Origin of the sequence: Thermodesulfobium narugense DSM 14796, assembly GCF_000212395.1 — a bacterium.
Classification (GTDB): Bacteria; Thermodesulfobiota; Thermodesulfobiia; order Thermodesulfobiales; family Thermodesulfobiaceae; genus Thermodesulfobium; species Thermodesulfobium narugense.
Genome location: NC_015499.1, coordinates 39,461 through 53,697 on the forward strand (window position 1 = coordinate 39,461; position 14,237 = coordinate 53,697).

Consider the following 14,237-nt stretch of genomic DNA (forward strand, 5'->3'; position numbering starts at 1 on the left):
CAATATAATATCTATTGTTAGCATTCATCTTAATTGAGTGCTAACAATTGTTAAAAACTTATGGAGGTGATTCTATGAATCTTAAACCATTGGGCGATCGCATAATTGTAGAGCCTGTGGAAGCTGAAGAGAAGACTGTATCTGGCATTGTGCTGCCAGACACCGCAAAAGAGAAACCACAAGAAGGTATTGTTGTAGCGGTTGGACCAGGAAGGATTCTTGACAATGGGACGAGGGTCCCACTGGAAGTAAAAGTAGGGGACAGAGTTGTGTTTGCCAAGTATGGTGGCACAGAAATTAAGATTAACTCGAAGGATTATCTAATCCTTTCAGAACGCGATATATACGCTATTAAAGGATAATCAGGAGGTGAATTTATGGCTGCTAAAATGATAGCATTTGATGAAGAGGCAAGGAGAGCACTTGAAAAAGGTGTAAATGCTGTTGCTGATGCTGTAAAGGTAACTTTAGGACCAAAAGGAAGAAATGTTGTGTTGGAGAAAAAGTGGGGATCGCCTACCATTACTAATGACGGCGTAACCATCGCTAAGGAAATTGAGTTAGAAGATCCATATGAAAATATGGGAGCTCAGCTTTTAAAAGAAGTTGCTTCTAAAACTAATGATATAGCGGGTGATGGTACAACAACCGCAACTGTACTCGCTCAGGCTATGGTTCAAGAAGGACTTAAAATGGTTGCAGCGGGCGCTTCACCTCTTTCAATTAAGAGAGGAATAGAGAAGGCAGTTGATGTTGTAATTCAAGAGATCAAGAAAATGAGTCTGCCTGTTGAGACCAAAGAGGCTATCGCACAGGTAGCAACCATTTCAGCCAACGATAGGTTTATTGGTGAAAAGGTTGCTGAAGCAATGGACAAAGTTGGGAAAGATGGCGTTATAACTGTGGAAGAGTCTAAAGGCATTGAAACTAGCGTTGATATTGTTGAAGGTATGGAGTTTGATAAAGGTTATGTGTCTCCATATCTTGTTACTGATCCCGAAAGAATGGAAGCGGAGCTCGATGAACCATATATCTTAATTACCGATAAAAAGATAAGTGCCTTGAAAGATATCTTGCCTATTCTTGAAGAAATAGCTAGAAATGGCAAGCCGATGCTTATTATTGCTGAAGATCTAGAAGGCGAGGCACTTGCGACGATTGTTGTAAACAAACTGAGAAAGACTCTAAACGTAGTTGCTGTAAAGGCTCCGGGATTTGGCGATAGAAGAAAGGCTATGCTTCAGGATATAGCTATACTCACTGGTGGAGATGTGATATCAGAGGATGTAGGTTTGAAGCTTGAAAATACCAAGATTGAGAACCTTGGAAGAGCTGAAAAAGTAAAAGTTACAAAGGAAAAGACTACAATAATCAATGGAAAGGGCTCTGTTGAAGCTATCAAAGGAAGAATTGCCCAGATCAAAAAGGAAATCGAGCAGACAGATTCCAATTATGACAGAGAAAAGCTTCAAGAACGCTTGGCCAAGCTTTCAGGCGGAGTAGCTGTAATCAAAGTGGGAGCTGCTACAGAAACTGAACTTAAGGAAAAGAAACACCGTATGGAGGATGCTCTTTCGGCTACTCGTGCCGCAGTTGAAGAAGGGATTGTCCCAGGAGGCGGTGCAACTTTGATACACGCCTTGAAGGCTCTTGACAATTTGCAATTTGAGGGTGAGGAAAAGGTAGGACTCGACATCGTTAAGAAGGCGCTTCAGGTTCCCTGTAAGCAAATAGCTTCAAATGCTGGATTTGAAGGGTCAGTTGTTGTTGCAAGACTAAAAGAGGAAAAACCTGGTATTGGATTTGACGCTTCTAACGGAACATATGTTGATATGGTTAAAAGTGGGATTGTAGATCCTGCGAAGGTAACTCGTTCAGCAGTCCAAAATGCTGCATCAATCGCTGGTATGATACTTACTACTAATACTCTTGTTGCCGATAAGCCAAAGAAAGAGTCAGCTCCTGCAGCACCAGGCGGCATGGGCGGCATGGGCGGCATGGGAGATTTCTAAAGACTAGTTAGATTTTACTTTTAAATACTTCACCCCTCCAGAAATGGAGGGGTTTTTGTTTTATAAATTTAATAACTAGTAATTAGAATATACTAAATTATATTAAAAATTAATTTTTTTTATTTTTTTGCTATATAATACTATTATAAAAGTAACTTATATCTAGAAATAATTATCATTACGCTTTTAAGGGGGCAGTATATGAAAAAGTTCTTTAAGTTTTTTTTAGATCTATCTTTAAGAAAGAAGTTAGGATTTTCTGTCTTTGTAAGCTTTCTTGTTTTTGGTCTATTTCTTTCGGGCGGAGGGCTTTTGCAGCTAAAAAATGCATTTGATATCTCTGCAAACTATGACGTAAAAACACTTTATGACGGTGCAAACATGCTTCTTGATAGCGACATTTCAACAGCAAAGCAAATGGCTATATTGGTTTCAAAGGAGCAAGATGTAATTTCTGCGATCAAGACTAATAACATGGCGCAACTTCAGACTATCTTAGTTAACTATGTAAAAGACCATCCCGGATTTTTCGTTACAGTTGTAAACCCTCAGGGACAGGTTTTAATGAGAGGACACGATCCTGGAAAAAGACTTGACGTGTTAAAAGAGGCTGCTGAAGTAGAGAAAGCTCTTAAAGGAGAGGTGGTAGCGGGGATTTCTAAAGGTAATGTTAGTGGACTTTCTATTAGAGCTGGTGCTCCAATAAAGGATGAAACAGGTAAGATTATTGGCGCTGTTTCTACAGGAATGATGATATCAGGGTCTACTTCTATCGTAGATCAGATCAAAGAAAAGATGGGCGCAGAGGCAACGTTTTTTGATAACGACACGCGAGTGAGTACCACTCTTAAAAAACAAGATGGTTCAAGGGCTATTGGAACAAAGATGGATAACCCAAAGGTTATAGACACTGTCTTAAAGGAAGGTAAGCCTTTGCAGATTAAAAATACTTTATTTGGCAAGCCTTACTATTCATACTATGCACCATTGAAAGATATTGATGGTAAAGTAATAGGAATGTTTTTTGTAGCAAAAAGCGCTGAATTTTATGATTCTCAGCTGTTTAACTTCACTTTGATTCAATTTGGTCTTAACTTACTTGCAATTGTTATTGGTATGGCCCTTCTTCTCTTTGCCCTGGAGATATTCTTGATGAAACCTATATATAAAACTGTTGACGGAATAGAGAGGATAGCAAGAGGGGATATTAGCACTAAAATGCAGCGGGTATACGAAGACGAGATGGGAACCATTGCGAAATCCATTGAAAAAATGAGGCAGAGTCTTGTAAGCATTATCTCTAACATCAACTCTTCATCGGATGAGATCCTAAAGATTTCAGAACAATTGCTTAAAGTATCAGATTCTGTATCATCTGCAGCAAAGGAGGCATCTAGAACCTCTGAAGGAACTGCAAAGGGTGTAGAAAATCTTTCTAATATTGCACAAAAGTTGACCAATAGCGCTCAGGTGCTCATTAGAGGTATTAGCGCTATTGCAAAGGGAGCAGAGGAACAAGCCACAAACGCTTCTTCAATTGCAGAAAGCATTGCAAATATTGCAAAGAGCACCGATACGCTTCAAAAGGCTGCTTTGGGAGTTAATAACCTTGCTAATACAGTTGATAAAAAGGCCAAAAACGGTCATGAGATACTTAAAAAGAGAGAAGAGCTGGCAGAGAGGATTGCAAAAGCAGTTGACGATTTGTCCAGAAATATTGGCACTCTCGATCAGAGGTCTGATGATATTGGAAAGATCGTTGACTTGATTTCAAATATAGCCGATCAAACAAATCTCTTGGCTTTGAATGCTGCTATTGAGGCGGCAAGAGCAGGAGATGCGGGAAGAGGCTTTGCAGTAGTAGCTGATGAAGTTAGAAAGCTTGCTGAAGAGTCACAAAAGGCAGCAAACGAAATAGCTAACTTGATTAACGAAACTAGAAGGGAAACTAAAGCTGCATCAGCTTCTATGACAGAGGCGCTTTCTGAGGTAGATGCGGGCAGGTCTTTATCCTCCGAAGTTATGGAGTCCTTTAATATGATCACTGTTAACATTGCTGGACTTTTAAAGCAGATAACAAGGGCAAGAGAGAGCGTTAACGAAGTTACAAGTGGTATAAAAAATATTGAAACAAATGTCAGTAACCTTGCTGCCCTTTCAGAAGAGTATTCAGCTAGTGCCAATGAAATGAACGATGCTGCACTAGAGGTTCAAAAAGAGGTTGAAAACGTAGCTGCAATAGCAGAAGAGAGCGCTGCATCTACAGAGGAGATTTGTGCTACCACCCAGGAGCAGACTGGAATGATGGAGCAGCTTAAAGGGATTTCGGCATCTCTTAAGGAAAAGGTAGAAGGACTTGACAAAGAAGTGGATAAATTTAAGCTATAGAATTTTAAAAACTTAAAGTTCTTATAGAAAGGGCTTCTTCAAGAAGCCCTTTCTAAATTTAAAAGATAGGATTTAATTGTAAGAAATTCACTTTTTTTGCCAAAAAATCCGCCTAAATCTTTTTTTGAAACAACCCTGTGACATGGAACAATAATTGGGAGTACATTTTTCCGACAGGCATTGCCCACTGCTCTTGTAGCAGAGATCATTTTGATTTCTGTTGCAATATCAGAATATGTTTTGACATCTGAGTATTCTATGGATAATATTCTTTCCCAAACAAGCTTTTCAAAGTTAGTGCCCAAAAGTTTAAATTTAATATTAAAACTTTTTCTCTTTCTATTCAAATATTCAGCTAATTGTGTAATTTCATCTTCTAAAATTAAGTCGTTTCTTTTTGGTTTAAACTCCTCATAAAAATATGAAAAGCTAGAGTCATTAAGAAAAAGTCTTGTAACAAAGTCATTTTCTTTAATTACGTATATATTTGAATACTTATATGGCAGAGAAGAAAAATAAATCATTTGAGAAGCTTTACCAATCTAATTTCAAATCCAGCTTTTTCATCTGGCTTTACTTTTGCTATAAAAGAAACGGCACTGTCAGTTTTATACATAAAGTTTGTTCCTGATATGAAGGCGGCGCCAGTGTTGTCTTCTATTACAGTATCTGACTTAGTGACTAGAGCACCCCAAATATCGTTCGTATTGGTTGGCCTAGACCAGCCAAGAAATCTAGCATTTAACCTGACAAATTTATTTACAAATTTCTCGGGATTGTCATGTATATCCTTAATTGTTACTAAAGGTATGTCATGCGGCGTTGATATGTAAACGTCGTACGTAAGAGGCTTTAAATTCTCTTTGTTTGACTTGGCAACTATCTTTGTGTATGAAGTCTTATCAGAAATTACTTTGAAATAATAGATTTTGCTATCTGGCAAACTTTCTTCTCTAGTTAATTCTACGAGACTTTTATCATAATCTATGGAAAAATTACTGTTATCTTTTTCATTGATTTTGATTTCAAAGTATTCTCCTGGTAAAACAAGGTTTGTCTCCCCTTGCTTGAGCAAAAAATCGCTTTGAGATATGTTGTTAAAGCTAAATTCTGCGTATGAAGTGTTTGTAAAAGCAAGTAACGTTAAGATTAAAAAGATAAATGTAAACCTTTTCATAAATTATTCTCCTTCATTATATTTTAAGTAATTTTAAATTCCTTTGGAGCTGTCTCTTTCCAATTTGTGTTGCTATAAATTATAACCTCTAAATCTGTTAATTTCTTGACGTCTTTTTCAAAACTAAAGATTGAGTCATGACCTGGAACAAAGTTAATTGCTATTTTTTTTGCCCTCTTTAGCGACTCTCTGTAATCCTTTATGTCGCCAAAAACTAGAAGGGTATCTAATTCATTATAAAATTCTTTAATGTTTTTTATAGCATCTCCTCCGATCAAAGTTTTTGTCCTCTCTAAGAGATATCCCATAGAGCCTGGAGTGTGACCTGGCAAATCTACTGCTACAATGTCATCTAATACTCTTTCATTGTCCCTTAGGAGAATTGGGTTTCTACTTAGAAGATAGCTGATCATAGATTTGGGCACATAAAGATCTGATGATTTTTCGAAAGACGAACTTGTAATATAGTTGTATTCTCTCTCAGATAGATAAATTTTAGCGTTTTCAAAAAGCTCAATATTTATTGCGTGATCAAAGTGAAAGTGAGTAAGGAATATTCCCTTTATCTCTGATAAAGCAATCCCCAAATTGTCTAAAGAGTCTAAAAGTTCTCTTCTATCTCCATAGCTTCCTGTATCAAAGAGAAAATAGCCCTCAGAAGTTAACATCAAGACTACATTGCACCATCCAAGCCATCCCCTGTTTGACTTCAGGGGGTATCCTTGCAATACCACTCTTAACCTGTTCATTTTTCCCCCAGTATTTTTTATTTTTAATAATAATATTATAGAAGAATTTTTCTCATAACAATATATAATTTTAAGAAACCACTATAAAAAACGAGGTGAAAGATGTTTGACTTTCAAAGATACCCCTACCCTTCAGAAAGACACGTTTGTTTTGCAAAAAATGGAATGGTTCTTACTACTCAGCCGCTTGCATCTCAGGCGGGGTTAACTATTCTGCAAAAGGGAGGTAATGCTGTTGATGCGGCTTTGGCTGCGGCTGTTGCTCTTACTGTGGTCGAACCAACCTCATGCGGAATTGGAGGGGACTGTTTTGTCATAGTCTGGAAAGATTCACAACTTTATGCTCTAAATTCAAGCGGTTTTGCTCCTTCAAATATAAATCTTAATCTATTAATCAAAAAAGGCTTCAAAAAGATGCCTAAATTTGGCTTTGAGCCTATTACTGTTCCAGGAGTAGTGTGGGGCTGGAGAGAGCTATCCTCGAAGTTTGGAAAATTAAAGCTATCTGAAGTATTTGCTCCTGCAATAGATTTGGCGCGCTATGGGTATCCTGTATCGCCAACAATTTCTAGGTTATGGAAGAGCTTTTATAACGCCATTCTAGAACAAAAAGGCGATGAATTCAAACACTGGTTTGAGAATTTCGCAAAGGATGGCCCTCCAAAGCCTGCTTCAATATTTAAAAATCTAAACCTTTCTAAAACGCTGGAGGAATTAGCCCTCACTAATTGTAAGTCCTTTTATGATGGCAAGATAGCTGAGAAGATTGTTTCCTTTTTCAAAAAACATAACGGTTATATAATCGAGACTGATTTAAGAGATTTTAAAGGCGAATGGGTAGAGCCACTAAAGTTAAATTATCGTGGATATGATATTGTTGAGATTCCGCCTAACTCTCAGGGCCTAGTTGTTCTTATGGCTCTAAATATATTAAAGCATTTTGATATTTCAAGAGATAGTTCGTATTTTCACAGGTGTATTGAGTCAATAAAGCTCTCTTTTGAGGAAGCTCTCTCTTCAGTTGGAGATATTAAATACATGAAAAAAGACATTTCAGAGCTTCTTAGTGAGGAGTACGGTCTTAACAAAGCGGGAGCTATATTGGATAAAGCCTTTTTGCCAAAAGTTCAGAATACCTATTGTGGCAATACTGTATATCTTTGTACAGCAGATAAAGATGGAAATATGGTAAGTTATATACAGAGCAATTACATGGGGTTTGGTTCTGGAATAGTGATAGAAGACACTGCAATTTCAATGCATAATAGGGGGGCTAATTTTGTGCTTGAAGAAGGGCATCCTAATTGTATAGCTCCTAAAAAAAGACCATATCACACGATTATTCCTGGTTTTATATTGAAAGATAACAATGCAATTGGCCCATTCGGGGTGATGGGCGCCTTTATGCAGCCACAAGGACATGTTCAGGTTCTTGTAAATATGATTAACTTTTTAGATAACCCACAGGCTGCACTTGATGCTCCAAGATTTCAATGGCTTGGCGGGAAAAAGGTGCTTTTTGAGAACAAAATTGACAAAAGCATAGTTGATGATCTTGTAAGAAGAGGGCACGATATTGAGGTTACTTCTGACTCAATAAGTTTTGGTAGAGGGCAAATAATTATAAAATTGGACAACAAAGTTTATGTGGGGGGATCAGAGCCAAGAGCCGATGGGTATCCTGCATGTTATTAGAAATAGATAATATAAATCAAGTACTTGTTGTTGATCCAAATATTCTAATTAAAGACTTAAATAAAAAGTTGTCTGAAGAAGCTCTTGTATTCTTGCCAACTCTTAATCAACTTTACTTGCAATTGAGAGTTGTTGACTTGTTTCACTTAAAGTTGCCCAACCCATCGCATCATCTCTATGGTACTATCTTTAACTTTGCTTTGGGCGCAACTTTTGAAACAAACTTTGGAGGAGAAATAAACTTAGATAAAAAGGTATTAAAATGTGCAAGCGGCTACGACTTTACAAGGTTTTTATTAGGTTTTAAGGATTTAGCTTTCCCAAAAAAAATAATCTTAAGGATTCATCCAAAAAAGGAAAAAATAGATTTTAATTTCTTCCTTGAAGATATTACTCAGCTTGTAAACCTGTGTTCTACTTTAAAAAAGTTAAAATATGAACCGTTTTCTTTCTATTTGATCCGGAAAAAAGAATTTTTTGGTAAATTTATTGCATCAATTGTTGTTGAAAAAAAGTTAGAAAAATACCTTAAAAATCAACTAAACTTTTTGAATATAGATATTCTGGAAAGCAATGAAATTTTTAACCTGGATTTCCCAAATGAAGAAGGGTTGATTAAAAAAATAAAATTAAACAAAACAGATTTTGTTAGTAAGACAACACAAATTGAAAATATAGTAAAGGATTTAAACATTAACTGCTATGAAATACTCTTTCCACTTATAGGGTTGTGCTGTTTGATTTTTAAAAACATAAACGATTTAAAAGCTTTTGAAAGAGTACTTCTGCAAAAATTTCAAAAGGATAAAACTTACTACTATGATCTTAACTCAAATTACAAAATTGATCTTTTAAAGAAAAATATTTTAAACACATTAGAAAAAAATAATCTAAGCTTTAGCGATTTTAAAAGCCAAATTTCATACTCTGATTTTAAAAGAGAGCTTGAAAAAGTTATAGATAAGAAATATATTACTGACAATTTAGAGGATTTATACTTATATTCTTATGATGCAACTTTTAAAAGTTCCTTGCCGGACGTTGTTGTTTTTGCAAAAAGCACTGAACAGATATCCAGAGTTCTAAATCTTGCATTCAAACATTATATTCCTGTTACCTGTAGAGGAGCTGGTTCTAACCTTTCAGGCGGGAGCGTGCCATTAAAAGGTGGCATCTCTCTTGTGCTAACGCAAATGAATAGAATTATTGAGCTTGATTTAGAAAACTATTTGGCCGTTGTAGAGCCTGGTGTGGTAACAAAGGATCTGGCAGATTTAGCTTCCAAAAGCGATCTGTTTTATCCACCTGATCCAGCAAGCAGTGCATGGTGTACTCTTGGTGGCAATGTATCTGAGTGCGCAGGGGGTCCAATGTGTTTTAAATATGGGGTAACTAGAGATTATGTTGAATTTATAGAAGTTGTCCTGTCAGATGGGAGCATTATAAATGTTGACGCATTTCAAAATCCAGAAATTCTCTCTTTGTTTATTGGTTCTGAAGGTACTCTTGGTATTTTTACAAAAGTGGGTTTAAGACTTTTAAGAAAACCTGAAGCAAGAGAACTCTTTTTAATAAACTTCAAAGATCTTGAAGATGCCGCAGCTTGTATAAACGATATAATTAGCTTGGGTATAGTTCCCAAAACTTTTGAAATAATGGATAGAACTGCTATAGACATAGTGAAAGAGTATGTTTTTTTTGATTTATCTATTGATACAAATGCTCTTCTTATCCTTGAGGTTGATGGTACACAGAAAGAGGTAGAATCTCTTGTAAGTACTCTTAAAAATTTTTTGACTTTGAGAGGTTTAGATTTTATTTTGGCAAAGAATAGTTTTGAAATGAATAAAATCTGGGATTTAAGAAAAGCAATATCTCCCGCTTGTGGGAAAATAGCTCCAACAAAGATTTCTGAAGATGCAACTGTCCCGCGTTCGAAAATTGTAGAAATGATCAGAGGGATAAATTCGATTGCAAAGAAATACTCTTTGAAAATAATAATTTTTGGTCACGCTGGTGATGGGAATCTTCACCCAAATATACTTACTGATAAAAGAAATAAAGAAGAAATGAAAAGAGTTCAAGATGCTATAGGAGAAATATTCGAATTAGCACTTAAACTTGGTGGTACGCTTTCTGGAGAACATGGGATTGGATACATGAAAGCACCTTATATTGAACTAGAATTTGATAAAAGCACTATTGAACTTGCAAAAGCTATAAAATTTGTTTTTGATCCGAAAAACATTTTGAATCCTAAAAAAATTTTTCTACAAAAACCTTGACAAATTCCTAATTTAGATTATTATTAATAATAATTATTATTATTAAAAGGAGGTAATTTTATGACTTTTCCACTTTTAGGAGAAAAGATTGAAAACAGAAAGGTTAAAACTACTCATGGCTTAATTAACCTTCCTGAAGATTATAAAGGGAAGTGGGTTGTTCTATTTAGTCATCCAGCTGATTTTACGCCAGTATGCACTACTGAATTTGTAGCTTTTCAAAAGAAATTAAACGAGTTTAAAGCTTTGAATACAGAATTAATTGGTCTTTCAATAGATCAAGTATTTTCTCACATCAAATGGGTTGAATGGATTAAAGAAAAACTTGGAGTGAATATTGAGTTTCCTATAATTGCAGATGACATGGGCGAGATTGCAAAGTCCTTTGGGATGATACAACCTGCAAAGGGAACGAATACAGTCAGAGCTGTATTTGTAATTGACGATAAAGCTATATTAAGGCTTATATTGTATTATCCGCAGGAATTGGGTAGGAATATTGATGAAATTCTAAGGTCTGTCAGAGCCCTGCAAACTTCTGACAACAATAAAGTTGCAATTCCTGCAAATTGGCCCAATAGTGATATGATCGGTTCTAACGTAATAATTCCTCCTCCTTCTGACGTAAAGGGTGCTGCTGAAAGGTCAAATCAAGCTGATTGTTTTGACTGGTGGTTTTGTCACAAGAGCATTAAGTAAAAATTTTTAATTTTTGGATTTAATTTAATCTATTTTGGCAGTCACAAAAATGTTAAAATTTGTGGCTGCCTTTTTTAAGTTAATTTTTATTTATAAACTTTAAAAAGCAGTATTTAATAAATTTTATTTATGTTAATATATTTGTTTATGCAGAAAAGAATTGATTGGGTTGATAAAGCAAGATTTTATGGAATTTTTTGGATAGCATTTGGACATACTACTTATTTTTCCCCTGAAATTTTAATTAAATATGCCTATTCGTTTCATTTAGCTCTTTTTTGGTTTATAGCAGGATTTGTATTTAATCCAAAGTTCAAAATGGCGCCAACTCAGGTCTTTTTAAGAAATATATACAGATATATCATCCCCTATTTCTTTTTTGGTATTCTTATTTACATATATTCTATTGTTATTCTATCCTCTCACAGACCAAATTTCCTTACGTATTTTACCAATCTTTTAATAGTGAAAGAAAATCAGTTTACAACACCTCTTTGGTTTTTGCCTGCATTATTTTTTGTCTCTACTTTATACGATTTTATTCTAAGATTTTCAAAAGCTAAATACATATTTCTTTTAGTTTTTATTTTTTGTATTTTTGTTGGATCACAGGTAGAAGCAATAAGCTCATCTCTCAAACTTTTTGAAGACACTCAAGTTTTATGGTTGAAAGCTATTAGAAGCTATTCAATTTTATTCTTTTGGGGAATAACTGCTGGCTTTATATGGTTTGGTTTGGGGTATTTTTTCAAAAGTTCTAAATTTCTTAATGAACTGTTAAATAGTTTTTTGAGGATAAAAAAATTATTGTTTCCTTTATTTCTTCTAACGTTAAATGTTGCTCTTTTTTTGTTATTTGATGAATTTGGTATTTTTAACGGTTCATTTCTCTCTAATTTTTTTGGCTATATAGTAACTTTTAGCGGAATTTTTCTCTGGCTTTACGTTTCAAATATTACAAAGAACAATAATTTTATGCTTTATCTCGGTAGAAATACGTTAACCATATTTACTCTTCATGAGGCAATATTTTATTTTTTTCAAAAAGTTAATGAGATCCTTTTTTATCACTTTGGTTTTCCAGATCTATTTATAACAAGAAAAAATTTTTTTATAGAAGAGTGTATTAGCGGCTTTAGCTTAACAGCTATCTCACTTATTCTATCTGTTTTTATAATATGGTTTCTTAACAAATATTTTTCTATTTTTTTAGGGAAAGGGATTAAGAGTTAAAATGCTTAAGAATAAACAAAATTAATAATTGTGCTTTATAATAGTAAGAAAAAATTGAAGGGGTTCATATGGAGAGAGCAAAAGCCTTAATATTGAGCGGGGGTAAGGGTACAAGACTTAGACCCTTTACCTATACCTTTACAAAACAACTAATACCTGTAGCTAACAGACCTATACTTTATTTTGTTATAGATGACATATTGCAAGCCGGTATAGAGGACATTGGTATTATAATAGCTCCTGAGACAGGAGAAGAGGTAAGAAAGGTACTTTCAGAATATACTTTTGAAAATAAAAGGGTAAGCTTTAATTTTATCTTACAAGAAAAGCCTTTGGGTTTGGCACATGCGGTAAAAACTGCCCAAGACTTTTTAAAAGATAGTCCTTTTGTAATGTTTTTGGGCGATAATCTTATTGAAAATGGCATTAGTTCTTATGTAGATAGATTTTTTACTGAAAACCTTGACGCTTTAATATTCCTAAAAGAAGTTGACGATCCTACAAGATTTGGGGTGGCTGTCTTAGATGATGAAGGTAATGTAAAAAAGCTTATAGAAAAACCAAAAAACCCTCCATCCAATCTTGCTCTTGTAGGAGTATACATTTTTTCAAACAAGATTCACGATGCTATAAAGATTATAAAGCCATCCTGGAGAAACGAGCTTGAGATTACAGACGCAATAGATATGATGGTTTCAAAAAAGAATTCTGTAAAGGCTCAGATATTAGAAGGATGGTGGTTGGACACAGGAAAAAAGGATGAAATTTTAGAGGCAAATAGGGTAGTTTTGGATGAGAGAATAAAAAGAGAAATTCTTGGAGATGTCGTTGATTCTAAAATTATTGGTAGAGTGCAGGTTGCCAGTTCTGCAAAAATTGAAAGGAGTGAAATAAGAGGGCCGGCTGTTATTGGAGAGGGGGCTGTTGTAGTTGACTCATTTATTGGGCCATATACTAGTATCGGAGACAGGTGTTATATCTCAAAAAGCGAGATCGAACACTCTGTGATTCTTGAAGAAAGTAGAATTTTTGCTGTGGCCAGAATAGATGCTTCTTTGATAGGGAGAAGAGCACAAATTATAAAAAAGCAGGGCCTAGTTAAAGCGTATAAATTTTTTATAGGCGACGATGCTCAGGTTGAGGTATATTAATTGAAAGCAATCCTGTTAGGTTCAAATGGACAATTAGCAAAGGAATTCATAAATAACTCATCAAATTTTAATGTTGAATTGGTATCCTTTACAAAAGATATGCTGGATATAACTAACTTTTTTGAACTAAAAGAGGCAATAAAAAAATCTATGCCTGATGTAGTGCTAAATTGTGCTGCGTATAATCTTGTTGATAAGGCCGAATCTAATTGGGAGGCAGCTTACAGAGTTAATGCGCTTGGCCCAAGAAATCTTGCTGTCCTTTCAAATGAATTTAATTATATTCTTGTTCACTTCAGTACAGATTACGTTTTTGACGGGGTTAAAAGCAAACCGTATTTGATATATGATGAACCAAATCCTATCTCGGTTTATGGAAGATCAAAGCTTTCAGGAGAAAGAGAGATTTCTTCTTTGTGTTCAAAATATTATGTTATTAGAACCAGTTGGGTCTTTGGCGACGGACCAAACTCTTTCCCAAGAAAGCTAATAGAATGGTCAAAGGGCAAAGATAACTTGAAAGTTGTATGCGATCAGTTTTCTAGCCCGACTAGTGCAAGATATTTAGCTTCTAAGACTATGTATACTATTAGAAATATGCCATATGGTATCTATCATATTACTAATTCTGGATATTGCTCAAGATTTGAATGGGCTAAATTTATCTTTGACTTTTTGAAAATAGACATAAAGATTACTCCTGTAAGTTCAGATGAATTTACGACCCCTGCAAAAAGGCCACCCTTCTCTGTTTTGGACAATTTTCCTCTTAATAGCGACGAAGATTGGAAAGATTCTACTATTAATTATCTTTTATCAAGTTTACAATTGTGATATGATAACTTTAT

At 34.9% G+C, this 14,237-nt stretch carries 12 protein-coding genes; 9 read left to right on the forward strand and 3 right to left on the reverse strand.

Translation table 11 applies throughout. The annotated features are described in order from the left end of the window. Positions 1-74 precede the first annotated feature (74 nt). The 3 genes from groES (at position 75) to THENA_RS00230 (ending at position 4,400) form a co-directional block, all read left to right on the forward strand. Positions 75-362 (forward strand): co-chaperone GroES, encoded by a 288-nt coding sequence (gene groES / locus THENA_RS00220; protein WP_013755425.1) that lies wholly within the window; start codon positions 75-77, stop codon positions 360-362. 15 nt (positions 363-377) lie between these two features. Next, positions 378-2,012 (forward strand): chaperonin GroEL, encoded by a 1,635-nt coding sequence (gene groL / locus THENA_RS00225; RefSeq protein ID WP_013755426.1) that lies wholly within the window; start codon positions 378-380, stop codon positions 2,010-2,012. Between the two features lie 201 nt (positions 2,013-2,213). Beyond that, a complete protein-coding gene (locus THENA_RS00230) occupies positions 2,214-4,400 on the forward strand; it encodes a methyl-accepting chemotaxis protein (protein WP_013755427.1) in 2,187 nt (728 codons plus the stop codon). Between the two features lie 38 nt (positions 4,401-4,438). On the opposite strand, the gene THENA_RS00235 is transcribed toward THENA_RS00230, so the two are convergent. From THENA_RS00235 to THENA_RS00245, 3 genes are read right to left on the reverse strand one after another with little or no spacing between them, the layout of a single operon-like run. Beyond that, positions 4,439-4,924: a methylated-DNA--[protein]-cysteine S-methyltransferase gene (locus THENA_RS00235; protein ID WP_013755428.1), complete on the reverse strand. Its 486-nt coding sequence runs from the start codon at positions 4,922-4,924 to the stop codon at positions 4,439-4,441. Beyond that, the gene (locus tag THENA_RS00240) at positions 4,921-5,577 is read right to left on the reverse strand and encodes a hypothetical protein (protein WP_013755429.1); all 657 of its coding nucleotides are present in this window, start codon (positions 5,575-5,577) and stop codon (positions 4,921-4,923) included. Before THENA_RS00240 ends, THENA_RS00235 begins: the two co-directional genes overlap by 4 nt. Before the next feature lie 23 nt (positions 5,578-5,600). Then, positions 5,601-6,326 carry an MBL fold metallo-hydrolase gene (locus THENA_RS00245; RefSeq protein WP_013755430.1) on the reverse strand — a complete coding sequence of 242 codons (726 nt, stop codon included), beginning with the start codon at positions 6,324-6,326 and terminating at the stop codon, positions 5,601-5,603. 102 nt (positions 6,327-6,428) lie between these two features. Here THENA_RS00245 and THENA_RS00250 point away from each other — a divergent pair, with 102 nt between their 5' ends. The 6 genes from THENA_RS00250 (at position 6,429) to rfbD (ending at position 14,223) form a co-directional block, all read left to right on the forward strand. Continuing rightward, positions 6,429-8,021, forward strand: coding sequence for a gamma-glutamyltransferase family protein (locus THENA_RS00250; RefSeq protein ID WP_013755431.1), 1,593 nt, complete (start codon positions 6,429-6,431; stop codon positions 8,019-8,021). Continuing rightward, a complete protein-coding gene (locus THENA_RS09770) occupies positions 8,012-10,306 on the forward strand; it encodes an FAD-binding oxidoreductase (RefSeq protein ID WP_013755432.1) in 2,295 nt (764 codons plus the stop codon). Before THENA_RS00250 ends, THENA_RS09770 begins: the two co-directional genes overlap by 10 nt. Positions 10,307-10,366: 60 nt before the next feature. Next, positions 10,367-11,005, forward strand: a complete 639-nt coding sequence (locus THENA_RS00260) for a peroxiredoxin (RefSeq protein WP_013755433.1) — start codon at positions 10,367-10,369, stop codon at positions 11,003-11,005. A gap of 147 nt (positions 11,006-11,152) precedes the next feature. After that, positions 11,153-12,238 carry an acyltransferase family protein gene (locus THENA_RS00265; protein WP_169309401.1) on the forward strand — a complete coding sequence of 362 codons (1,086 nt, stop codon included), beginning with the start codon at positions 11,153-11,155 and terminating at the stop codon, positions 12,236-12,238. Positions 12,239-12,306: 68 nt separating this feature from the next. Next, positions 12,307-13,389 (forward strand): glucose-1-phosphate thymidylyltransferase, encoded by a 1,083-nt coding sequence (locus THENA_RS00270; RefSeq protein ID WP_013755435.1) that lies wholly within the window; start codon positions 12,307-12,309, stop codon positions 13,387-13,389. After that, complete coding sequence (gene rfbD / locus THENA_RS00275; protein WP_013755436.1) at positions 13,390-14,223, forward strand: dTDP-4-dehydrorhamnose reductase; 834 nt, start codon at positions 13,390-13,392, stop codon at positions 14,221-14,223. It abuts the gene before it with no gap. Positions 14,224-14,237: the final 14 nt, after the last annotated feature.